The sequence below is a fragment of the Faecalibacter macacae genome (genome assembly GCF_003687725.1).
Classification (GTDB): Bacteria; Bacteroidota; Bacteroidia; order Flavobacteriales; family Weeksellaceae; genus Empedobacter; species Empedobacter macacae.
In genome coordinates this window covers 1-24230 of the sequence record NZ_RDOJ01000004.1, presented here as the reverse complement: position 1 = coordinate 24230, position 24230 = coordinate 1, and the positions used below count along the sequence as shown (strand labels likewise).

Below are 24230 nucleotides of genomic sequence, written 5' to 3'. Positions count from 1 at the left end.
ATCTAAACTGTTAATAATGTTAATAACTGAATATTTTATTTAACTAAACACTCTATTGATGTGAAAATATTTAAGATTTTGATCAATTATAAAACCATAGTTTGTCGCGATGAATGTTTAAATTTGTTTCAATCAATAAAAATTAAAAATAATGGCTAAAACAAAAACGACCTATTTCTGTCAAAGTTGCGGAACACAAACTGCCCAATGGATGGGACAATGTAAAAGTTGTGGTGAATGGAATACCATTGTTGAAGAAATTGTTGATAAGGGAGAAGAAAAGAAAACGTGGAAAGAAAAAGGTACAAAAACCGAAAAAACGTTTGCTTTAAACATTCGTGAGATTAATCCACTGGGTGAAATTAGAATTTCGACTAAAAACCAAGAATTAGATCGTGTTTTAGGTGGCGGAATTGTACCTGGATCGGTGATTTTAGTTGGTGGTGAACCTGGAGTTGGAAAATCGACTTTAATGTTACAAGTAGCCTTAAAATTAGATACGATTAAAATTCTTTATGTTTCTGGAGAAGAATCGGTTTCTCAAGTAAAATTAAGAGCTGAACGAATCGGAATTGAATCGGATCAATGTTTTATTTTACCAGAAACCAATACACAAAAGATTTTTGCTCACGCCAAAGAAATTCAGCCACAATTAATTGTTGTCGATTCGGTTCAGACTTTACAAACACCGCATGTTGAATCGTCTCCAGGAAGTATTTCTCAGATTCGTGAAACTACTTTTGAATTAATTCAATACGCCAAAGAAACCAACACTCCAATCATTTTAATTGGTCATATTACCAAAGAAGGTGTAATTGCTGGTCCAAAAATTTTGGAACACATGGTGGATGTTGTTCTTCAGTTTGAAGGCGATCGAAACCATATTTATCGCATTCTTCGTGCTAACAAAAATCGTTTTGGATCGACTGCCGAAATCGGAATTTACGAGATGCAAGGTGCAGGATTACGCGAAGTCACAAATCCATCGGAAGTATTAATCACCAAGAAAGATGAATTATTAAGTGGGAATGCTATTGCCGCCACTTTAGAAGGTGTTCGCCCGATGTTAATCGAAATTCAGGCTCTTGTTTCTACTGCTGTTTATGGAACGCCACAACGTACTGCGACTGGTTTTGATGCCAAACGATTAAATATGTTATTAGCAGTTTTGGAGAAACGTGCAGGTTTCCGTTTGAATATGAAAGATGTTTTCTTGAATATTACCGGTGGAATTCGAGTAGATGATCCGGCAATAGATTTAGCTATTGTAGCTGCAATTCTATCATCGAACGAAGATTCTGCTGTACCAGATAATGCTTGTTTTGCGGGAGAAGTTGGTTTAAGTGGAGAAATTAGAGCCGTAAATCGTGTAGAACAACGTATTATAGAAGCTGAAAAGCTTGGTTTTGATGTTATTTTTGTTTCAAAATATAATAAGATTAAAGATACAGATCACGGCATTAAAATTGTTCGAATTTCTAAGGTTGAAGATATTTATAGAATGTTGTTTCAGTAAAATATGGGCTTAGATAGTGTTGAATTAATCATGGAAATAGAAAATCATTTTCAAATCAATTTTAAAGATGATGATATCAGAAACGTACATACAATTAAAGATTTAAGTGAATTAACTTATCAAATATTAAAAATAACTTCTGATGAAAAAAATGAATTTATATATATTCATCAATCAATTCAGGAATATTTAGGAAAAGAAATTAAACTTAATGATTTTATTTTTAATCATTTTAAGAAAAATCAATTTAGTGAATTAAGCGAAACCTTACAACTAGATATCCCAAATCATACAAGTAATCGATTCACAAGGTTTTTTAATTATCATTTTATCAATTGGAATGAATTAACATTTGAGGATTTTATTAATGGTATTGTGATAAAAAATAAAGATCTATTTTTCATTGATAATTTACCACTAACCAAATATGGTATTTATATTAAAATCGGACGGATTATTAGAAGAATAATTGCAAGTCCTTATTATGATATTCAACCAAGGGCAAATATTACAAAGGATTTGAGAATAGATTAAAACATAAAAAGCTCGCGTTTGCGAGCTTTTTTATTGTCTATTATTTGGTTGCTGTTCTGTATTTACAACTCCTTCTTTTGGTAAAATAAACTGTTCACTTTCTTTACCTATAATCCAAGTTTCATCGGAATCCCACATTGCTCTAATTACAATTTTTGAAGGATAAATATAAACCGGCTCTGGTTGTCTACCTGATAAAATATCACCTGAATCCCAAACGCCATTTTGGTTTTCGTCTACATATAATCTTAAGTAATAATCACCAGGATTAATATTTGGAAAGAAAAACTCTCGTCCAAATCCTACCTTCTCCTCGATCACATCAAACTTTTGATTCTTTTTTATTAATTGTAAGAAAATTGGAGAATCTTGTAAGTTTTGAATATTAACTTTTAAATTTCCGTAATCTTCTCTTTTCCCTGTTTTCATTTGATAAATCAAGGTATCATTTGGTACATCAAAATGATCAATTATTGCATTTGGATAAGCATTAACCTCGAAATTCTCTCCTAAATTTTTATCAAATTTAAAGCGTACAATTTGTTTATCAATAGAGTCAACAACAACATCAAACGGAATTTGAACTGTATCTTTAAACACATTAATTAATGATTTATTAATCGATTTAATAGGCGCTAAAGCTGCAATTTTAAAATCTTGTGTTGGAGCTAATTTAGTTTCATTTATAGCTTTAAATTCAGATTTATAATCCTTTGTTGGCGCTGTGTATAAAACGCTAACAGAATCTAATTTTTCACCATGCTGAACTGTAAACTTTAATCGTTCCGATTTATTCTCAAACTTTTCTTTTGCTGGATTAAACCAAATATTTACAGAATCTTGTTTTGGATGAATATCGTATAAAGCAGTTGATAATTCCTTATTTACAGATGTTATTGTAACTTTTTCTGCCGCACCTTCCGTACGAATTACGATATGTCCGTATCCTTTTTGCTTAGAATCAGCAACACGGTAATTAGGTTTTTGATCGAATAATTTTAAGTTAACCTCTTTGTTAGATGTTAAATCGATTATTTCTGAATTAAAAGCGACACGCTCTTTTCCGTAATCGAATTTTGTATTCTCTACTTTGTCTTCAAAAGCAACTAATTTATATTTCCCAGTTTTCAAAAATTTTAGATCATACTCTCCTTTTTCATTGACGCGAGAAATGTAATATGGTTTCGATTTTAGAATAACACTATCGTTATAATTTTCATCCACATTGTATAATCCAACTAAAACCTTTTTAGGAAGTTCGAATTCTGTCCCAGGAAAAACACTACCTTTTACACTTAAAGAATCGATAAAACTTCCTGTTGAAAATACATAAGTAAAGTTTGATAACTTGTTATTTTCGTTAAAATCTTGAATTGCATCACCAAAATTGAAACTATAAGTAGTATTTGGTAATAATGCATCACGTAACTTAATCCTCACACTTTTTTCGGCCATAGAAATTGGCGTAACCGTAGGATTACGTTCAAATGGTGGCGAAACCACAACGTTTTTATTGTATTCTTTTAACTGAATATATTCATCAAATCTAATCTCAATTTCTTGAATATTTGGATCAACATTTACAGCTAAAGTATCAGGAAAAGAACCTAATAATTTTGGAGGCGTAACATCTTTAGGACCACCTGACGGGCTTCCTTGACGCGCACAAGAATTAAACGAAAAAATACCTACTAAAAATAGGCTTGCAACAACAAGTTTCTTCATGGGTGCAAGTTAATAAAAAGCATTGTATTACGCACACGCGATTGTGATAACACTAATTTTAACATCAGTAATTCCATTAAAGGTTTTTACAGCTTGGCTTAATGTAGCTCCGGTTGTTAACAAATCATCAATAATAATAAAATGCCCTTTAATGGATTTATCGGCTAACTCAAATGCTGCTTCCATATCTTTTAAACGCTCTTGCTTATTTTTAAACACTTGTGAAGAATTAAAATGTACTCTTTTTAAAACATTATCCATAAAAGGAATATGATTAATACGCGCTAATTCTTTAGCAAAACCATCTACTTGGTTATAGCCGCGTTCTCTTAATCTTTTTTGATGAATTGGAACTGGAATTATTCCGTCATAATCAGATAAATCCAATTTGACCAAACGAGCAAGCTCTTGACCAATTTCTGGTCTATTTTTATACTTTAATTCATGCAACAAAGACTGTGTAGGATTTTGTTTATTAAAGTGTAATAAACTATAACACTCTTCTACTTTACAATATTGATACAGTTGTTTAAAAGCTCTATTATTTTCATCAAATTGCCAATGTGTAAAAGTTAAATTTCCGACACAAGAAACGCATAAATATTGGGTAGATTGTATTACATCGCTACAATGAACACATCTCATTGGAAAAAATAAATCAACTAAAGAATTTAGGATTGTTTTGATTTCCATTACCTTTGCAGATTAAAGCATTAATTATAAATTTAATGAAAATTGTAAGACTTACAAAAACATTTAACTTCGAAACTGCTCATGCACTACATGGTTACGATGGGAAATGTAAAAATATACATGGACATTCATACAAATTATTTGTAACAGTTAAAGGACAACCTTCTGAAGACGTAAGTGACGTTAAATTAGGTATGGTGATGGATTTTGGTGATTTAAAAAAGATTGTAAACGAAGAAGTTGTTGATATCTTTGATCATGCAATTTTATTAAACCAAAACTCTCCACATAAATCTTTAGGAGATAATTTAATGAAAGAAGGACATCAGGTTATCTTTACAGATTACCAACCTTCTTGCGAAAATATGATGCTTTGGATGGTAGATCGTATTAAAAATCGTTTACCTGAAAACATCGAATTAGTTGCATTAAAACTACACGAAACTGAAAATTCTTACGGAGAATGGTTAGCGGAGGACAACCAATAAAAATAGAATTAGAACCTGGTAAAAAGGTATACTTTTCATCGGATCATCATTTTGGTGCACCGAATGAAGAGGATAGTTTGGTACGCGAAAAAAAATTCGTTCAATGGTTAGATGAAATCAAAGACGATTGTGGCGTATTATTTTTATTGGGTGATTTATTTGATTTTTGGTTCGAATATCAACATGTTGTTCCGAAAGGTTTTGTACGTGTTTTAGGTAAATTAGCTGAAATATCTGATCGTGGAATCCCTATTTATTTCTTTGTTGGAAATCATGATTTGTGGATGAAGGATTACTTGGAAGAACAAATCAATGCGATAGTTTTTAGAGATAAACAAGACTTTATCATTAATGGTAAAGAATTCTTTATTGTACATGGTGACGGAAAAGGCCCTGGAGACAAAGGATATAAACGCATGAAAAAAGTGTTTACAAACAAGGTTTGTCAGTTTCTTTTTTATTTACTTCATCCAGATTTTGCAATGTGGCTTGGAATTACAGTATCTCGTAAAAACAAAATGATTTCTGGTGACGAAGATGTACATTTCTTAGGTGTTGATAACGAATGGTTGATTCAGTATTCTGAACGACAATTAGAGCGAAAACACTACGATTTTCTTGTCTATGGACATCGTCATTTACCGATGGAAATTGGCATAAAAAAATCCAAACACATTAATTTAGGTGACTGGATTAATTATTTTACTTATGGTGTTTTTGACGGAGAAAACTTCGAATTAAAAACTTACTTCAGTAATCAAACTATAGATACGAGGGATTCGATCATAAAAGTTAACAAATAACATACAAATTAAATAGCCCCATAAAATTGCTTCTTTTAGCCAGTTTAAATGGGGTTTTTTATTAGCAAAATCTTTAGCAAAGATTGTCATCAATAATAATCCAAAAAAACTTAGAAAAACTAACTGGTCTCCTCCAAATAAAGCTGAAATTACAATTAAAGAAATCAACATTAAAAAGATTAAAAAGAACACTCTTTTTATTTCTATTGCTTCTTTATTAACGGATCTTACGTAATTAAGCAGTGCCAGTGCTAATACGATTATCACCGGAATTAGAAACACATGTTTGATATCGAATTGATAATAATTTAATAATAAAGCTTCTTTGTAATAATCTAACACAAATTTAAAATCCATCAGATAACTAACTTGAGCAAATACTAACACAGGAACTAAAAATCCTAATAACGCTAATATTAAAATGGAAGAATCAATCGCTTTTAAAGTGAAAAAATAAGCGAAGATGACTAAGCCTAAAATAAATAATGGTGGATTTAATAAAATTGCAAAACTTAAATACATACCAATATCAAATGCTTCAAATTTTGAAGTTTGTTCCGATTCAAAATACATTAATTCTGTTGTAACATAAGTTATCAACAATAGACTTCCTGCGATTTTATAATCTAACAATTGGCCAACACAAGGCATCATACACAACATATAAAACCATGTCGTATACGAGTTTTTAGCTATTAATTCATTGTTCGCGTCTTTGTATGCGACAAAAGCGATTGTTAAAATCGTTAAAGCAAACCCAATAAATTCTAATTTACTCAGGTAAATGCTGTTAAAATTAGTAGCACCAAGTCCAAAAAACAGGACAATGATAAATATTTGGATAAAAAAATTCCTTTTAGCGAGTAGATTAACTAACATTTTTATAACTTTGGTACAAATTAAGCAATAAACTAGGATATGGGATTAATAACTGATTTATTTTTTGCAATTGGGTCTGTTTTTACTTGGACATTTGAAAACCTATTAGTACCAGTTGGTTATTGGGCTGGATGGTTCTTTACAGCTGTCGGAATCGGATTAATGATTTGGTGGTTAGCAAGATTAGTAGAATTCGGAAACGATAACGAAAAAGATTACACTGGTTGGTAATATATCCAACTTAAAGATATTAAAGCCTTAGAAAGTTTCTAAGGCTTTTTTTATTGTATTTATATAGCGTTTTCATCTCCTTTAAATATCAAAACAACAGTTTGATAAATAATCTGTATATCTAATAAAAGAGACCAGTTTCTTACATAGAAAATATCTGTAATAATACGATCCTCCATGTCTTTGTTGCTGTTAATAGCTCCACGATAACCTTTAACTTGAGCTAATCCGGTAATACCCGGCTTTACGTAGTTTCTTAAATTATACTTTTTAATAATTTCACTATAATGAACATCTTGTGAAATCATATGTGGTCGTGGACCTACAATAGACATATCGCCCTTTAATACATTAAAAAACTGTGGGAATTCATCCAAACTAGTTTTTCTTAAAAAGTTTCCAATTTTAGTAACTCTAGAATCATTAACTACTGTTGCTTTTATTGAATTCGTTCCATCATTACGCATGGTACGAAATTTAAAACAATCAAATTCTTCTCCACTAAGACCTCTTCTTTTTTGTTTAAAAATTATAGGTCCTTTAGAGTCTAACTTAATTAAAATTGAAATTAAAGGGAATAACCAACTAAGTATAAAAACACAAACAATTAACGAAAATACTAAATCAAACAAATATTTAATTAATTGATTTTCAGATTTCTCAAGCGGATATTTCTTTAACTTAAAAATAGGGATAGTATCTATATATTCGACTTTCAAACTTATCAAATCATCTTGTATAGAATAAGGAATAAATATCGTGCTAATGTGATTATTTTCACAGAAATCCAATAGTTTCATTTCAAATGAATAATCTATTTTACCAGATTGAGAAATAAATACTCTTTTAATATTTAAGTCTAAAATGGATTGAAAAAAATAATCCGATGTGATATCAATATTTTTAACACAAAAACCATATTCTTTTCTATCAATTAAAATTTTCTTTAATTTTAAAGAATTCGGATTATTACCTATAAATATAACATTTGTTAAATTTTTTCCTTTACTGAATTTTAATTTAAAATATCGATTTATTATTAATCTAGAAAAAATTAAATAAATAAATAATATTAAAACTATCAATAGTATAAAACGATTCGCTAATAGGTCATCAGATTTTAATCCAGAAATAGTAAAAAATATAATTGTAAAAAAGAAAATTTGATAAATAACTTTCTTTCCAATTTCTCTTATATAATAAAATTTTTTAAATGAATAAAATTTTATGTAATCAGAAATAACAATCCATGATAAAAGCAATAAAATTAATGCTTTATAGTGAGATTGAATAATTTCATAAATGTATGGTAAACGGTCTAGTTTTACTGGATAATAGTATTTGTATTGTAAGATGATAAATGTTATTAACAGGCAAAAAACAATGAACAAATCTAATAAGAAAATACTGACTTTGAAGATCGAGCGATTTTTATTAAAACTAATCATTAAATAAGTTTAGGGTGTATTTTAGATTCTACAAATTGTTTAAAATTACGCTCAAAATTTTCTTCAGAAAAATTTAACGCATGATTTCTCATAAAATTGTTATCAAAAGTCAATTGCTCAAATATTAAAATAGCATTGTTTAAACTTTCCACAGATTGCTCATTAAAGAACACTCCTGTTTTATTTTCTATTATAGTTTCTAATACCCCTCCTTTTGCGTAGGCTATAACAGGTGTCCCACATGCTTGTGCTTCTAAGGGAGCTATACCAAAACCTTCAATTCCTACTTGTATAAATGCTTTTGCAGATCCTACGTATTTAGCAACTTCTTCAGCAGTCTGAAAACCTTTGAAAAAGATTTGATCTGATTTTGCTAAGTTCTTTAAGCTTTCAAGTTCTTCTCCATCACCAATAACGATTAATTTTCGTTTATTATTATTAAATGCTTTAATAACAATATCAAATCGTTTAATTGCAGCAATGCGACCAACAATCACATAATAATCTTCTTTTTGTATTTTTAAATTAAATTTATCAAAATTGACAGGTGGATAAATTACAACCGAATCACGATTATATACTTTTTTTACCCATTGTTGTACAAAAATTGAATTTGAAACAATAAAATCTGGTTTTTGAGATTGCTTAATATCAAATCTTCGTAATACATATAGTAATGGATAAAAAAGTATTTTAAACTTTCCGAAATATAAATCAACTTCATCCCAAATATAATTTGAATTCCTTGCTTGAAAATAACTAATATGTACTTGATCTTTTCTTGACTTTGATATTCCTTTCGCGACAGAATGAGATGATGAAATAATTAGATCTACATTTTTATCTATTTTAATTTTACTAATCAGATAGAAAAATGAAAAATAAAAAATTCTAAATCTCGATCCTGACTTGCGTAAGATCGTGTCATTTATAGTTACTTTATTTTGAGGAAATAATTGTACAAATTCCTCATTTTTCATTATGTTAGTTAGAGTATATATTTGATCAAAATGAAAGATATTATTGATTTTCTGAATCACTCTTTCTGCACCGCCATACTTATCTAACCAATCTATTATTATTGCTTTTTTCATTTAGTATTTTTTATAAGATATGCTACTAAATAGTGTATAAAATAATCCACTAAAAACTATTCCATCAAATCGTATCAAAAAATCATCTGTTAAGTTCGATATAAAAAAAATTACTCCGAAAGACAAGAATAACGATTGATAAATTGAAATTCTTAAAAATTTATAAATAGGGTAAAGTAAATAAACTAATACTCCTAAAATTCCAAAAAAACCAAATTTTATCCCATAATCTAAAATCTGATTATGTATAGGAAATTCATATTTTGCTAAAAATTGCTGATTAGTACGCTCAAAATACTTATTAAGTTCTTTTTTTCCATCTGCAGCTCCAGTTCCAAAAGGTAAATTTTCTAACACTACTTCATAAGAGGCTTTCCAAATGGATACACGTGTAACTAATGCATTAAAAACAACTATTTCTGGATTCTCTATTTCATCTAATTTCCCAATTTTATCCATATGGTCAAAAGTAACCGTTGAATATTTATCCAACATATAAGGATTTATTTTGGTGTAAATAGCTGTAATTCCCACAAATGTGATTAGGCTAATTATTGAAATTAAAATTGTCTTTTTAAATGAATATATTTTAACAAATTCAAAAAATAATACTATCAAACATCCAAGAAAAATATTTATTAACGCTATACGTGTATTTACTATTAATATAAAAGAAAAAGCTATTAAAAATAATATTATATTATAAATAATATTATTCATCTTTTTCTTTAAAATACTTTGTACCAAAAAATAAAAATTAACTATTGTTAAAAATGCGATATGCATATTTAGCGCAGGCGCATGGGTACCAAGAGATATTGCATATTGATAACCAATTTCAATCAGATCTATACCATTAATATATTTTTCAATTTTATCAGGATAAATCACAATAAAACGAATCAAAAAAAAGATCAATAATACTATAAATATTTTTCGATAATAATTTAGTATACTCTTAATATTCAAATTCCTGTTCGTTAAAATAGTTAATGGAAATATTATCAATATTAACACTTTTTCTACTGTTTTTAAACCTTGTAAAATATTATCATTTAAAAATATAAAAAGCAAGCTTAATAAAAATGGTATCCCAATAATTAACATATCCTTTAAATATCTTTTATCTAAATTGATATGTTTATAATTTATTAAATTAAATAAACTAAAAATTATTAAAAGAATAGTGCAAACAGGTCTAAAAACTATTGTAGAAGCAATTAAAACAATTAAAATCTGATTAATTAGATTATACCTTTCTTGAGAAACTATCATAATAAAAAACATAGTAAATTAGTGGTAACATACCTATTTTATGGCGAATTGCAGAACCTAAATCTGGCTCAAAAACACTTTGTATCGCTAAATAAGAAAACAAGAAATAGAAAATCCATAAAACTTTATATTCTCTTTTATTTATTGCCCATGAAAATCGTACAACAAAAATTACTGTAAATAATATTTGCCAAATAATAAACATTAAAATTCGTGGTGAGAGAAAATGCTTTAATTCTACAATTGGAAAATTCACTGAGAAAAAACTGTAAAAAGTGTTTACCAACTCTGCAAAACTATTTGTATTTGCTAGTGGAGGAATAATCATCGAATTTGCATCTGCTGATCCTTCTCTAATTTCATTTACAGAATTACGTGCTAAATCAGAAAAATAACTCCCATTAATAATTGAATGTGTAACTGAAAATAAAACAATAATTAAAATACTTGTTACTAAAATACCAAGAGTTCTATTCGTATACTTAATTTTTGAAATTAGGTATAAAAAAATTGATATAAAAGGTATTAAAGCAAAATATGAACGAAAGAATACACCAAATACAATCAATAAAAAGAATGAATATAATAAAGCAACATCTAAACCTATTTGACGAGATCTAATAACAAATACAATTTGAGAAATATAAAGAAATGTAATAAACTCTTTTGATGGCATTGCAATAAAAATTGCAATCATTAAAAAAGCCAAATACATCACAAGATTCTTTAATGTAAAAACATGAAAATCTTTTGGGATTCCTATTTTATAAAGTATGAAATAATAAAAACATAATTGTATAATCCCAACTACATTAAAAGGTAATTTACCTAGTAATGTGTATTTATAAAATGACATTGTTAAAGGATAACTACCCTTAAAACCTGCTTCATTGTAAATATCAAACACAATAGTTTGTGCATCATAAAAAAACTTTTCTGGTAATATATACTCTGCAATTAGTGTAATCATGAATGACACAATAAATAAAAGCAAAAAAGTAACTTTATTTTTTTGAATTGTAACTTTCATTATTAATGGATAAAAGTTTTGATATTATCTTTTCTGAAAATATAAACGGTAGAAGTAGCATTCCAAAAAATAATTGTAATTACGTATGTTATTGCAGCACCTACTAAACCAAAATGTGGAATAAGTACATAATTTAAACCAATATTAAGTAATAAAGCGAAAAACAATATTCTTCTAAATACAATAGGTCTTCCTGTCATGTTTAAGTAGACTGCTACAGAACCAAACCCTGCAATTATGAATTGACCTAAAATTAAAATTAAGAATGACTTTTTTGCAACTAAATATTCAGAACCAAAAAATGATAATATATATTCAGAAAATATTAATAAAAATATACATAATATAAAATTTAATACAAAGATTATACGACTAGATTTCTTTAATAAGCTCTCTAACTCTTTTCTTTTATCTTTCGCATTTAACTCAGATATTTGAGGAGAAACATTTACATTAATACTCAATATAATCATTCCTGATACAGAAATTAATTTTATAGCTAATGCGTAAAACGCTACCTCTGAACTACCAAAAAAATATCTAAGTAGAGCAATATCTATAGTTGACAATAAATAAATAATAATACTACTTATACACATTGGAAGTGAGTATCTAATAATCTCTTTAAATGTAACTATATCTCCATCTATACCCTTTGGAATTTTCTTTAATAAATAGATAACAAATAATGTAGTTATTAAGCATAAAACTACAAAACCTTTAATATAAACATCAACAATTACTTCCGGTGTATTACTATTATAAAGTAGTAATACACCGATAAAAATTGGAAAAAATTTAAACGTATTTCGAAATAATTCTGACCATACTATTTGATCTAATGCACGTAAAACTTCAGTGTTAAATAAAGTCCAAACGTTAAATACTAAAAACAATAATGAAGTTGAAATTAATTGATATGAATTTTTATTACCAAAAATATCATTAATCGAATCTTCTGTAAATATTATATTAAAAATTGTTAAAATTAGTACACACAATCCTAAGCTTAGTGTTAAAACTTTAAAATACAGTGATTTAATTTTATAGAATTTATTTTCACTCCTAAAAAATCCTGAGAAATAAAGAATAGATATATCTGTTCCTAAAATACAAACCCCTCCTGTTACAAGCAAAAACATACGAGTAAATTCGTAATCTCCAACAATAGAAGGTTCAAAATTTCGGTTAAAAAATAGTGTAAAAAGAAAAAGAGTTAATACTCCAATAGCTCTTAGTAATAAGGTTATTAAACTGCTCTTCATCTCTTTATTCTTCATCTTTTCAGACAATTGAATAAGTTTATTAAACATTACTTTTTAAATATAAACTATAATATTTCTGATAGAAATGTCTTAAAAAATTAAAAATAAAATATAATAATAATATTAAGATTGGTAATATAAACGTAAACTGTGTGTATAATTTTTTAGCACCTAAATTGTTATTATATGAAATATCTACAGGATAAATTGCTCGTTTATACTCAATCAATTTTGTGTTTATTTTCATTAATTCTTTTACATAATGTGCTTTTAAATCAATAACACTATTTAATTGATCATAATTATTAATATTTAGATCTTTTCCTCCAGCAGAAAGGTTCCCTGAACCCATATTTTCTAAAATTTTATTAATTTGGTCAATAGATTTCTCAGCTTGAACTTTAGCTTGTTCTTGATTCTTAATTGCAATTTTGGAACGCTCTTTATAATATGATTTTTCGTTAATTATGCTTAAAATATAATCTACAATTTTTTGAGTATTTTTAGGAGAATTAGTTTTTATAATAATTAAATGATACTTATAACTTTTTTCAAATTGCTCTTGTTTTATAATTTCTGAAAAATCTTCCTTGGTTTCTGTCAATACTTTAAAAATTTCAAGATTCTCTCTTTCTTGTAAAATATTACCTAAATTTTCAATTGCCTCTATTTCTACTTTTGAAACATCTTTTAAAAATTCATGTTTAGTGCTATTAACTTTTAAATTGGAATTAAAATTTTCAATTTCAGTATATAGAAGGTCAACACTTTCAAAATTTGGTATAACCACTAATTCTGTTTTAAATTTATTTTTCTGTTGAAAATCTAATAAAAATCCAAATAAAACACCAACGGCTAACAATCCAAGAATTACATATTTTTTTCGAAAAATAAATCTCATAAACACAACTAAGGAAAAACTAATTGATAATAATAATTCCTTAAATTTCTTAAATAAAAATACTAAGTCTATTTCTTGACTATTTTCTCTTTCTACACTCATTTTTTAATATAATTTTATATAATAAATTATTTATTTTTAATTGCTAGATATTATAAACGAACGTAAAAATAAAACTTTTGTTATAATTTGTATGTTCTTATAAATATTATTTCATCATCTAATTTATTCCGTAAATTTGCTAATCATTTCTAATAAGCACTAACATATCTATATTTATGTTTATCGAAAATACATTTCACGATCAATCAAAAACAGGTTGGATAGAAGTCATATGTGGCTCAATGTTCTCTGGTAAAACAGAAGAATTAATTCGTCGTTTAAAACGTGCAGAATTTGCCAAACAACGTGTAGAAATTTTTAAACCTACTGTTGATACGCGTTATGCCGATCGCGAAGTTGTATCACATAATCAAAACTCCATCACAAGTACACCTGTTGAATATTCTTCTAGTATCTTATTATTAGCAGATGATTGTGACGTGGTAGGTATTGATGAAGCTCAATTCTTCGACGAAGGTATTGTAGATGTAGCAAATCAGTTAGCCAATCAAGGTAAACGAGTAATCGTTGCCGGATTAGATATGGATTTTAAAGGACGTCCTTTTGGGCCAATGCCTAACCTAATGGCAACTGCCGAGTATGTAACAAAAGTACATGCTATTTGTGTTCGTACAGGTGGTTTGGCACATTATTCGCACCGAAAAATCGACAGCGAGAAATTAGTAGAATTAGGAGAAACTTCCGAATATGAACCGCTAAGCAGAAGAGCTTATTGGGAAGAAAATAACAAAATAAAAGTTGAAAAGTTATAAACTACAAAATATAGTGGAGATTGTCTCTGGTCAATTGATCGGAGATGGTCAAACGCCTATCGAACAAATATTCTTCGATTCACGTTTAATTGTTCATCCTATCAACGGAATCTTCTTTGCTCTTTCGGGCAACCAAAAAGATGGACATACTTACATTGCAGACGCATATCACAAAGGGATAAGAACTTTTGTCGTTCAACATCCAATCCAACAATACAAAGACATCAACCAAATTATTGTCGATAATCCATTACAAGCCTTACAAAATTGGGCGCGCATTCATCGTCAACAATTCAATATTCCAGTTATTGGAATTACTGGTTCCAACGGTAAAACAATCGTAAAAGAATGGTTGAACCAATTATTATGGAAAAACTTCAACATTTCACGAAGTCCAAAAAGTTACAATTCTCAATTCGGAACCGCAATTTCAATTCTTCAATTAAATCAAGAAAATGATTTAGGAATTTTTGAAGCAGGAATTTCGATGCCGAACGAAATGGAAAAACTGGAAGAAATTATTCAGCCAACTATTGGAGTTCTAACAAAAATTGGAAATGCGCATTTAGAAAATTTTAAAGATGAAGAACAGTTAATTCGAGAAAAATTGAAGTTGTTCACAAATGTTGATAAACTAGTTTACAATATCGAAAATGAACAATTACATCAAATAATTTCGGATGATGATCATTTGTCTAAAATTGATAAAATAACTTATGGTTATACTGATTCTGCATTAGTACAAATCAAAGAAATCATTCAGGAAGAAACAAATACGAAAATTTCTATTTTACATAATCAAGAAATTTTCACATTTTCTATCCCTTTTCAAGATGATGCTTCGATTAAAAATAGCTTAATTTGTTTAACGACATTAATCGGATTAAATATTGATTATAAACAATATAAATCTAATTTTTCTGCATTATTACCGATTGAAATGCGTCTTGAAATTAAAGAAGCGATTAACAATTCAATCATTATTAATGATTCATTCAATTCTGATCTAAATTCTTTAAAAATTGGTTTAAATGTCCTTAATCAACAAAAAAAGGCAAGAAAAACATTAGTTCTAACCGATATTTTACAAAGTAATCTTTCAGATCAAGAACTATATCAACAAACGGCCGATTTAGTTAATCCATATCATTTTACTGAAATTGTTTTAATCGGAGATAAAATTTCGAACTATAAAGATTTATTTCAATCTTACGTTCGATCATATAAATCGACAGATGAATTTTTGGAACAATTCAAAACTCAAAATGTCTACGACGAAGCAATTTTATTAAAAGGTGCTCGTCCGTTCCAATTAGAAAAAATTGCCGAAGAATTAGAAACTCGTTCTCACGATACAGTTCTAGAAATTAATCTTCAGAATTTAATCGAAAACATCAAAACCTACCGTTCACTTTTAAAACCAACCACAAAAATTATGTGTATGGTAAAAGCGAATAGTTACGGTGTTGGAAGTTTTGAAGTCGCAAATGTTTTAGAAAATAATGGTGTAGATTATTTAGGTGTAGCTATCGCTGATGAAGGAAAGGAATTAAGAAAAGCCGGAATTTCAGTTCCGATTATCGTCATGAATCCTGAACAAAGTAGTTATTCTACCGTTATCGAATATCAATTAGAACCTGAAATTTATAGTTTCCGTGTGCTAGATTTATTCGTGAAAAAACTGAAAGAAAAACAAATTTCACGACCATATCCAATCCATATTAAATTGGAAACAGGAATGAATCGTTTAGGTTTTCACGAATCTGAATACGATCATTTAATTGAAACGTTGAAACAAACGCCACAGGTTTACGTACAATCTATTTTTACGCATTTAGCTACTGCTGATATGCAAGATGAAAAAGAGTACGCCCAATATCAATTTAATCGTTTTGATAATGGGTACAAAATATTATCAGAAGCCTTAGATGTAAAACCAATTAAACACTGTTTAAATTCGCCCGGAATTGTTGCTTATAACGATCATCAATACGACATGGTTAGATTAGGAATCGGAATGTACGGATACTCCGAATATTCAGATTTTATGAACAAAAAATTAAAACCTGTTGTTCAATTTAAAACAATAATTTCTCAAATTTCTGAATTGAAAGTTGGCGAAACTGTAAGTTACGGTCGTCGTTTTAAGGCCGAAAGAAATTCTCGTATTGCAACGCTTCCTGTTGGCTACGCAGATGGTATTAGACGTTCTCTTGGTTACGGAAAAGGTAAAGTTGGCGTAAATGGAAAATTAGCACCTATTACAGGGACAATTTGTATGGATATGTTGATGATTGATGTAACAGATATCAATTGTAAAGAAGGTGATGAAGTTATCATTTTTGGTTCTTATCCAACATTAGCAGACTACACAAAAGATCTGGATACCATACCTTACGAAGTCTTAACTTCGATTGCACTTCGAGTAAATCGAGTTTATTATAAAGAATAACATAAAGGGTTGTGAGTTTCACAACCCTTTAATTTTTCAATAATATCGCATTAAAAATTAAAGTATCTTTATACAAACTAATCCTTGATTGATGAAGCTGAAAAAAATTCTTATTGCCTTATTTTTAATTCCAACTATCAATTTTGCCCAAGATTCTATCGTACAAATTAAACGTCCTAAAGTTGGAGTTGTATTGAGTGGTGGTGGTGCAAAAGGTTACGCACATATTGGCGCTTTAAAGAAAATCGAAGAAGCTGGTATTAAAATCGATTATATTGGTGGTACAAGTATGGGTGCAATTGTTGGTGGTTTATATGCTGCAGGATATTCGCCAGACGAATTAGAAATTATAATCAAAGAATTAGATTTAACATCATTAATCATCAACGAAAAAAACCGTCAAGATATTCCTTATTTTGAAAAAGCAAATAGCGAAAAATATATTCTTGATTTACCTTTTAACAACTTCAAATTAACAATTCCACAAGCTGTTTCTTCAGGCCAAGGACCTTTAGATTTACTAACATATTTGTTCCGTCATGTTCACGATACAAATGATTTTTCTAAACTATCTATTCCTTTTGTATGTATTGCAACTGATATAGAAACCGGTGAAGAAATTGTATTAAAAGATGGATTTCTGCCTTTAGCTGTATTGGCAAGTGGTGCTTATCCATCGATGATAAAACCTGTCAAAATTGATAATAAATTATTAATAGATGGTGGAGTTTTAAATAACTTTCCTGTAAAGGAAGTTAAAGATATGGGTGCTGATATTATAATCGGTGTAGATCTTCAAGATCCATTAAAAAAACAGGATGAGCTTGGTTCAGCTACTGATATTTTACAGCAGATTATCAAGTTTAATATGGAAAAAAAGTCTGATGAACAACGAAAATTAGTTGACCTAATGATTATTCCTGATACGCAAGGATATGGTGTAGCTAGTTTCGGAGAAGTTAAACCTATACTTGAACGTGGGTTAATTGCTGCAGATTCAAAATTTGAAGAATTAAAAGAAATCGCTTCGTTACAAGGAAATCTTGAAAACACTAGAAAAGCATTAGAATTAAAAGAATATATTTTGATTCGTGATGTAAAAGTAAACGGAGCTGAACAATATAATTTAAACTATTTAGAAGGAAAATTAAAAATAAAATCTCCTCAATTAGCAAGTTTCAAAGAGATACAAAGTGGTATCAATCGATTATATTCTTCAGGTAATTTCAGTAAAGTTGATTACAAATTAAACCAAGAAAAAGAGAATGAATATATGCTTGAATTAACGGTTACAGAAAACCCGGTTAAGCAAAAAATTCGTTTTGGTTTGCACTATGATGATTTCTTTAAAACTGGACTTTTATTGAATTATACTTCTAAAAATTTAATCTTCAAAAACTCAACTTTATCCACAGATTTTGTGATTGGCGATTACATGCGTTACAATGTCAATTACTACATTAACAATGGATATTTACCAAGTATTGGTATTAGATCAAGAATGCATCGTTTCAATAAAGAAATTAACTTAAGTGAACTTAGAAGTCCTGAATATCCTAATCTAAATGAATTAAATTATACCTTTAACGACTTCGTAAATCAATTCTATTTGCAATCAACACTAAAAGAAAGGTACGCAATTGGATTAGGTTTAGAACATCAATATATAGAACTTTATACACGCAATGTATCACAAACAGACAATTTTCCTTTTGCTGTAAATGACAAAGGGAATTACTTCAAAGCATACGCCTATATAGTTGCCGATAGCAGAAATAATCCGAACTTTGCATCAAGAGGTGTAATGTTTAATTCTTCAATTAAATATCTAATTGATTCAAATGTTAAAAACTTTGAAAAAATTTATGAATTTGAAGTTGATTTAGAAAAGAATTTTCACATTAATAATTTCCTAAGTTACAGATTTACTGCTAACTTTGGAACCTTTTTTAACGGGAACAATACAAGCGCTCAAAAATTTATTGTAGGTGGTTATGTTCAACAAAGATTTTTAAATTATACGAAGTTTTATGGTCTACCTTTTGCTTCAGCTTTTGGTGATAATAAACTTATATTAGGTTCTGAGCTTCAGTTTAAAATTTTAAAAAATCATTATGCTGGAATTCTCATGAATCTTGCAAATGTTGAAGATAGAATAGAACACATCAAACTTACAGATTTTAAATATTCTGGATACGGATTAAAGTACGGATATGATAGTCCCTTAGGACCAATAAATTTTATCTGGGCTTATTCTCCGCATACAGACAGAGGGTTGTTTAATTTAAGCTTAGGCTATTGGTTTTAGAACAATGATAGAATTATTTTACGAAACAGAATTTGAAATAAAAGAAAGTCAAATCTGGATTGATTGGGTTACAGAAAGTATGAAAAGTGAAGGAAAATCAATCGAAGAATTGAACTACATTTTCTGTGACGACGAATATTTATTAGAAATTAATCGTCAGTATTTAGATCACGATTACTACACAGATGTTATCGGATTTGATAATTCTGAAGACGATGTTTTAACAGGAGATATTTTTATTAGTGTAGAAAGAATTGCAGACAATGCAGAACAAAATAATGTTTCTTTCGACAATGAATTAGCTCGTGTAATGATTCACGGAATACTTCACTTTGCTGGTTATCCAGATAAAGAAGAAGAAGAAAAAAGAATCATGACTGAAAAAGAAAATTTTTATTTAAATAGATTTCAACAAATAAAAGCATAATGTTCCACGTGGAACATTCTTTGTTTTTAGATAAAATATAAAACACGATTATTATGATATTTCAATCAGAATATGACGTAATTGTAGTTGGTGGTGGGCACGCAGGTGCAGAAGCTACTGCCGCAGCTGCAAACCTTGGAGCCAAAACATTATTGGTTACAATGAACCTACAGATGATAGGACAAATGTCTTGTAATCCTGCTATGGGTGGAATTGCAAAAGGACAAATTGTAAGAGAAATTGATGCTTTAGGAGGTTACTCTGGCATCGTTACAGATAAAACGATGATTCAATTCAAAATGTTGAATCTGTCGAAAGGTCCTGCGATGTGGTCGCCAAGAGCACAGTCAGATCGTATGCGTTTTGCTGAAGAATGGCGTCTTACTTTAGAACGTATTCCAAACGTAGATATGTTCCAAGATATGGTTACAAATCTAATTATCGAGAATGGTAAAGTTTGTGGAGTTCGTACTGGAATGGGAATGGAAATTCGCGCAAAAGCGGTTGTATTAACAAACGGAACTTTCTTAAATGGTTTAATCCACATTGGTGAAAAACAATTTGGTGGTGGACGTATGGGTGAAGGAGCAGCTTTCGGAATTACTGAACAATTAGTTGATTTAGGTTTCCAAGCTGGTCGTATGAAAACAGGAACTCCTCCACGTGTAGATGGTCGTTCTATCGATTATTCAAAAATGATTGAACAACCAGGTGATGAAATTCCAGGAAAATTTTCCTATACAAATACTCCGAAATTAACGAAACAACGTTCTTGTTGGATTACATATACAAACCAAGATGTACACGATATGTTACGCGAAGGGTTTGATCGTTCTCCAATGTTTAACGGAACGATTAAATCTACAGGTCCTAGATATTGTCCTTCGATTGAAGATAAGATTAATCGTTTTGCTGATAAAGATAGACACCAAATTTTTGCTGAACCTGAAGGTTGGGAAACAATGGAATTCTATATTAATGGATTCTCAACTTCATTACCAGACGATGTACAAGCACGTGCATTAAGAACTATTCCTGGTTTTGAAAAAGCGAAGATCTTACGTCCAGGATATGCTATCGAATACGATTATTTTCCACCAACACAATTAAAGCATACCTTAGAAACTAAGATTATCGATAACTTATATTGCGCTGGACAAATTAACGGTACAACGGGTTACGAAGAAGCAGCTTCTCAAGGTTTAATGGCTGGAATTAATGCCGCATTAAAAATTCAAGAAAAAGACGAATTTATTCTAAATAGAAACGAAGCTTATATTGGAGTTTTAATTGACGACTTAATTACAAAAGGTACAGAAGAACCATATCGTATGTTTACTTCTCGTGCTGAATATCGTATCTTATTACGTCAAGATAATGCTGATGAGCGTTTAACTCGTAAAGCTCATGAAATTGGTTTAGCATCAGACGAACGTTTATTCCGTATGGAGGAAAAGTTCAAAAATGCTGAAAAGTTAGTTGAGTACTTCGAAGAACATTCAATCAAACCAAAAGAAATTAACGAGATAATTGAAGAACGTGAAGGTTCTCCTCTATCCCAACCAAATAAAATGATTAATGTAATTACTCGTCCTGAATTAAGACTTTCAGATTTCACTTCATTAGAAAGAGTCAATCAATTTATTGAAGAGAATAATATTAATGAAGAAGAATTAGAGCAGACAGAAATTCAAATCAAATACAAAGGTTACATCAAGAAAGAACAGCAAAATGCTGATAAATTGACTCGATTAGAAAACCTTAAAATTCCTGCGAATATTGACTATAATCTTTTAGGATCAATGTCTATAGAAGCAAGACAAAAATTAACAAAAATTAGACCTGCTACTGTCGCTCAAGCATCGCGTGTTAGTGGTGTTTCTCCAGCAGATATTAGTGTTTTATTAATCCACATGGGTAGATAATATATGAATAATGTTCCACGTGAAACTATAAAAGAGAATCCTTCAATTGAAGGATTTTCTGGTATTAAAGTATTAGATTTAAAAGATTACTTCTTAACACAAGAAGATTTTTCGATACACAAAGACGAAAAAACAGGGGTACTTTACACCTACCCTCAACCTTTAAATGATCTTTCTCGTTACTACGAAAGTGAAAATTATATTTCGCACACTGATGGTAAAAAATCTCTTTTCGAGAAAATTTATCAAATAGCTAAACAATATAATTTAGATCAAAAATTAAAATTGATAAAAGAATCTACTCAAGGAAAATCAATTTTAGACTACGGTTGTGGTGCTGGAGATTTCTTACAACATATGCAAAATAATGGATATGATGTAACCGGAATGGAACCAAATCCAAAAGCCTTAGAAATTTCTCAATCTAAAATTGGAAAAGAAAATGTTGTGAATTGTGAATTGAAAGATATTAATCGTAAATTTGATGTAATCACGATGTGGCATGTTCTTGAACATATTCCTAATTTAAATGATATATTAATCGAATTAAAGCAACATTTAAATCCAGGAGGAACATTAATTATCGCGGTTCCAAATCATCTTTCTTACGACGCAAATTACTATGGTAAACTTTGGGCTGCTTACGATGTTCCTAGACACCTGTGGCATTTTAATCCTGATAGTTTACAGCTTTTGATTAACAATTTTGGTATGAAAATTGAGAATGTTAGCCCAATGATATTAGATGCATTTTACGTTAGTTTACTTTCTGAAAAATATAAAGGAAATTCACTTCCATTTTTGAAAGCTTTCTTCGTTGGATTGAAATCTAATTTAACAGCTAAAAAAACAGGTCAATATTCTTCTTTAATTTATACCATTAAGGTAGAAAATTAAAATAAAGCGTTTTACCGAGTAATTTTAATGCATTACATAATCTAGCATTAATTTTCTTTTAAAAGCTCTTAAATCTTAATTATAAAAGCCTTTTTTTAGCTATTATTTGATCTAAAATAAAAACAACTATGAAAAAAGTAATTTTAATGTTAACTGTAGGTGCAACATTCATGTTAGGATCATGTGCATCGACTAATGTAGCAAAATCTCAAATGGAAACAGGTAAAGAAGTACGTGGTGCTTGGACTTTATCTGATGTAAGTTATGCTGGTTTAGCTAATCAACAAGTTCAAGGAAATGTAAAAGTAACGGAATCTGTAGCTTCTGTATTTGATATGGCAAAGCCTGAATGTTTTGTAGGTTCTACTTGGAACTTAGTACAAAACAATAAAACAGGAACATACACATTCAACACAGCTGATTCTGCATGTCCTTCAGGAACTGCAAAAATTATTTGGAATATTGTAGAAGAAGGTACAACTACTTACTTCACTTTTAAAGATGTTACTGGTATTAAAGCTAAACAAAATACTGCTGGATATAAATTAAGAGTAGATCAATTAAGCGCTACAAACATGACTTTAGTTCAAGATGTTAGTGTTGATGGTAAAATCGCTCAAGTATATTACACTTTCCAACGTTAATTAATAAATTTTGAATTATGAAAAAATTAAATACTAAATTAACTGCAATCATTTTAGGTGGAGCATTTGCTTTAACTTCATGTACTGCAGTTCAAAATGCTAACAATACACAAAAAGGTGCTGGTATTGGAGTAGTTGCTGGATCTGTTATTGGTGGTATATTGGGTAACAATATTGGTAAAGGTGGTAACACTGCTTTAGGTGCTGTAATTGGTGCTGCTGTAGGTGGTGCTGCTGGTGGTGTTATTGGTAATAAAATGGACAAACAAGCTCAGAAAATTGAACAAGTTTTACCTGGTGCTGAAGTTGTACGTACTGAAGAAGGTATTAACTTAATCTTAGACGAATCTTCTAAAGTTACTTTTGAATACAACAAATCTGGATTAACTTCTACGGCTAAAACTAACTTAGATAAGCTAATCGAAGTATTCAAAGAATATCCAGATACTAATTTATTAATTGTTGGTCATACAGATAATGTAGGTTCACAAAACTACAATAAACCATTGTCTGAACAACGTGCGAATTCTGTGAAACAATATCTTGTTGCTAATGGAATCAATTCATCTCGCTTAACGTCTACAGGTAAAGGATTAGAAGAACCTATCGCTGATAATTCAACAGCTGATGGTCGTGCTGCTAACCGTCGTGTAGAGATTGCAATTACTGCAAACGAAAAAATGAAAGCTGACGCTGAAAAAGAGGCAGCTGGTAAATAAAAAAATTTACGATTTTATATATAAAGAAAAAAGCGTCCAAATACACTGCCCCCAAAAAGTTAGACACTTTTGGGGGCATTTTTTATGGCAAGAAAAGTAAA

The 24230-nt window shown here is 29.3% G+C and carries 22 protein-coding genes; 13 read left to right on the top strand and 9 right to left on the bottom strand.

Annotation, left to right across the window (positions count from 1 at the left end):
* The first annotated feature begins 151 nt into the window (after nt 1-151).
* Together radA and EAH69_RS03920 are read left to right on the top strand one after the other, a co-directional pair.
* Entirely contained in the window at nt 152-1516 is a 1365-nt protein-coding gene (radA, locus tag EAH69_RS03925) for a DNA repair protein RadA (RefSeq protein ID WP_121933885.1), read from the top strand.
* Nucleotides 1517-1519: 3 nt separating this feature from the next.
* Entirely contained in the window at nt 1520-2050 is a 531-nt protein-coding gene (locus tag EAH69_RS03920) for an acyl carrier protein (protein WP_121933884.1), read from the top strand.
* A gap of 30 nt (nt 2051-2080) precedes the next feature.
* Here the strand turns inward: EAH69_RS03920 and EAH69_RS03915 are convergent, their stop codons facing one another.
* Nucleotides 2081-3775 carry an Ig-like domain-containing protein gene (locus tag EAH69_RS03915; RefSeq protein WP_121933883.1) on the bottom strand — a complete coding sequence of 565 codons (1695 nt, stop codon included), beginning with the start codon at nt 3773-3775 and terminating at the stop codon, nt 2081-2083.
* Nucleotides 3776-3802: 27 nt separating this feature from the next.
* The gene (locus EAH69_RS03910; RefSeq protein ID WP_121933882.1) at nt 3803-4468 is read right to left on the bottom strand and encodes a ComF family protein; all 666 of its coding nucleotides are present in this window, start codon (nt 4466-4468) and stop codon (nt 3803-3805) included.
* A 41-nt stretch (nt 4469-4509) separates the two neighbouring features.
* Here EAH69_RS03910 and queD point away from each other — a divergent pair, with 41 nt between their 5' ends.
* On the top strand, nt 4510-4956 hold the full coding sequence (gene queD, locus EAH69_RS03905; RefSeq protein ID WP_121934057.1) for a 6-carboxytetrahydropterin synthase QueD: 447 nt from the start codon (nt 4510-4512) through the stop codon (nt 4954-4956).
* On the top strand, nt 4932-5759 hold the full coding sequence (locus EAH69_RS03900; RefSeq protein WP_121933881.1) for a UDP-2,3-diacylglucosamine diphosphatase: 828 nt from the start codon (nt 4932-4934) through the stop codon (nt 5757-5759). The genes queD and EAH69_RS03900 overlap by 25 nt, the downstream gene beginning before the upstream one ends.
* Here the strand turns inward: EAH69_RS03900 and EAH69_RS03895 are convergent.
* Nucleotides 5694-6638, bottom strand: a complete 945-nt coding sequence (locus tag EAH69_RS03895) for a DUF6427 family protein (RefSeq protein ID WP_147439081.1) — start codon at nt 6636-6638, stop codon at nt 5694-5696. The two genes, EAH69_RS03900 and EAH69_RS03895, sit on opposite strands and share 66 nt — an antisense overlap.
* Nucleotides 6639-6677: 39 nt before the next feature.
* On the opposite strand from EAH69_RS03895, the gene EAH69_RS03890 reads away from it, so the two are divergent.
* Nucleotides 6678-6869 carry a hypothetical protein gene (locus EAH69_RS03890; protein WP_121933879.1) on the top strand — a complete coding sequence of 64 codons (192 nt, stop codon included), beginning with the start codon at nt 6678-6680 and terminating at the stop codon, nt 6867-6869.
* 59 nt (nt 6870-6928) lie between these two features.
* Here the strand turns inward: EAH69_RS03890 and EAH69_RS03885 are convergent, their stop codons facing one another.
* The 6 genes from EAH69_RS03885 to EAH69_RS03860 form a co-directional block, all read right to left on the bottom strand.
* A complete protein-coding gene (locus tag EAH69_RS03885) occupies nt 6929-8317 on the bottom strand; it encodes an exopolysaccharide biosynthesis polyprenyl glycosylphosphotransferase (protein ID WP_121933878.1) in 1389 nt (462 codons plus the stop codon).
* On the bottom strand, nt 8317-9411 hold the full coding sequence (locus tag EAH69_RS03880; protein WP_121933877.1) for a glycosyltransferase: 1095 nt from the start codon (nt 9409-9411) through the stop codon (nt 8317-8319). Before EAH69_RS03880 ends, EAH69_RS03885 begins: the two co-directional genes overlap by 1 nt.
* Nucleotides 9412-10686: an O-antigen ligase family protein gene (locus tag EAH69_RS03875; protein ID WP_230466697.1), complete on the bottom strand. Its 1275-nt coding sequence runs from the start codon at nt 10684-10686 to the stop codon at nt 9412-9414.
* Nucleotides 10661-11656 (bottom strand): hypothetical protein, encoded by a 996-nt coding sequence (locus tag EAH69_RS03870; protein ID WP_147439080.1) that lies wholly within the window; start codon nt 11654-11656, stop codon nt 10661-10663. The genes EAH69_RS03875 and EAH69_RS03870 overlap by 26 nt, the downstream gene beginning before the upstream one ends.
* A gap of 62 nt (nt 11657-11718) precedes the next feature.
* Nucleotides 11719-12996, bottom strand: coding sequence for an MATE family efflux transporter (locus tag EAH69_RS03865; protein ID WP_230466696.1), 1278 nt, complete (start codon nt 12994-12996; stop codon nt 11719-11721).
* Nucleotides 12997-13021: 25 nt separating this feature from the next.
* A complete protein-coding gene (locus EAH69_RS03860) occupies nt 13022-13984 on the bottom strand; it encodes a hypothetical protein (RefSeq protein ID WP_121933873.1) in 963 nt (320 codons plus the stop codon).
* A 176-nt stretch (nt 13985-14160) separates the two neighbouring features.
* On the opposite strand from EAH69_RS03860, the gene EAH69_RS03855 reads away from it, so the two are divergent.
* The 8 genes from EAH69_RS03855 to EAH69_RS03820 all read left to right on the top strand — a co-directional run bounded on the left by EAH69_RS03855 (nt 14161) and on the right by EAH69_RS03820 (nt 24129).
* A complete protein-coding gene (locus EAH69_RS03855; RefSeq protein WP_121933872.1) occupies nt 14161-14757 on the top strand; it encodes a thymidine kinase in 597 nt (198 codons plus the stop codon).
* Nucleotides 14758-14770: 13 nt separating this feature from the next.
* Nucleotides 14771-17209: a bifunctional UDP-N-acetylmuramoyl-tripeptide:D-alanyl-D-alanine ligase/alanine racemase gene (locus EAH69_RS03850; RefSeq protein WP_230466695.1), complete on the top strand. Its 2439-nt coding sequence runs from the start codon at nt 14771-14773 to the stop codon at nt 17207-17209.
* A gap of 91 nt (nt 17210-17300) precedes the next feature.
* Nucleotides 17301-19517, top strand: coding sequence for a patatin-like phospholipase family protein (locus EAH69_RS03845; RefSeq protein ID WP_121933870.1), 2217 nt, complete (start codon nt 17301-17303; stop codon nt 19515-19517).
* 4 nt (nt 19518-19521) lie between these two features.
* Entirely contained in the window at nt 19522-19944 is a 423-nt protein-coding gene (gene ybeY, locus EAH69_RS03840) for an rRNA maturation RNase YbeY (protein ID WP_121933869.1), read from the top strand.
* Between the two features lie 53 nt (nt 19945-19997).
* Nucleotides 19998-21869: a tRNA uridine-5-carboxymethylaminomethyl(34) synthesis enzyme MnmG gene (gene mnmG / locus EAH69_RS03835; RefSeq protein WP_121933868.1), complete on the top strand. Its 1872-nt coding sequence runs from the start codon at nt 19998-20000 to the stop codon at nt 21867-21869.
* A 3-nt stretch (nt 21870-21872) separates the two neighbouring features.
* Nucleotides 21873-22766 carry a class I SAM-dependent methyltransferase gene (locus EAH69_RS03830; protein WP_121933867.1) on the top strand — a complete coding sequence of 298 codons (894 nt, stop codon included), beginning with the start codon at nt 21873-21875 and terminating at the stop codon, nt 22764-22766.
* Nucleotides 22767-22894: 128 nt separating this feature from the next.
* Nucleotides 22895-23410 carry a lipocalin family protein gene (locus EAH69_RS03825; RefSeq protein WP_121933866.1) on the top strand — a complete coding sequence of 172 codons (516 nt, stop codon included), beginning with the start codon at nt 22895-22897 and terminating at the stop codon, nt 23408-23410.
* A gap of 17 nt (nt 23411-23427) precedes the next feature.
* Nucleotides 23428-24129, top strand: coding sequence for an OmpA family protein (locus EAH69_RS03820; RefSeq protein WP_121933865.1), 702 nt, complete (start codon nt 23428-23430; stop codon nt 24127-24129).
* Nucleotides 24130-24230 lie beyond the last annotated feature (101 nt).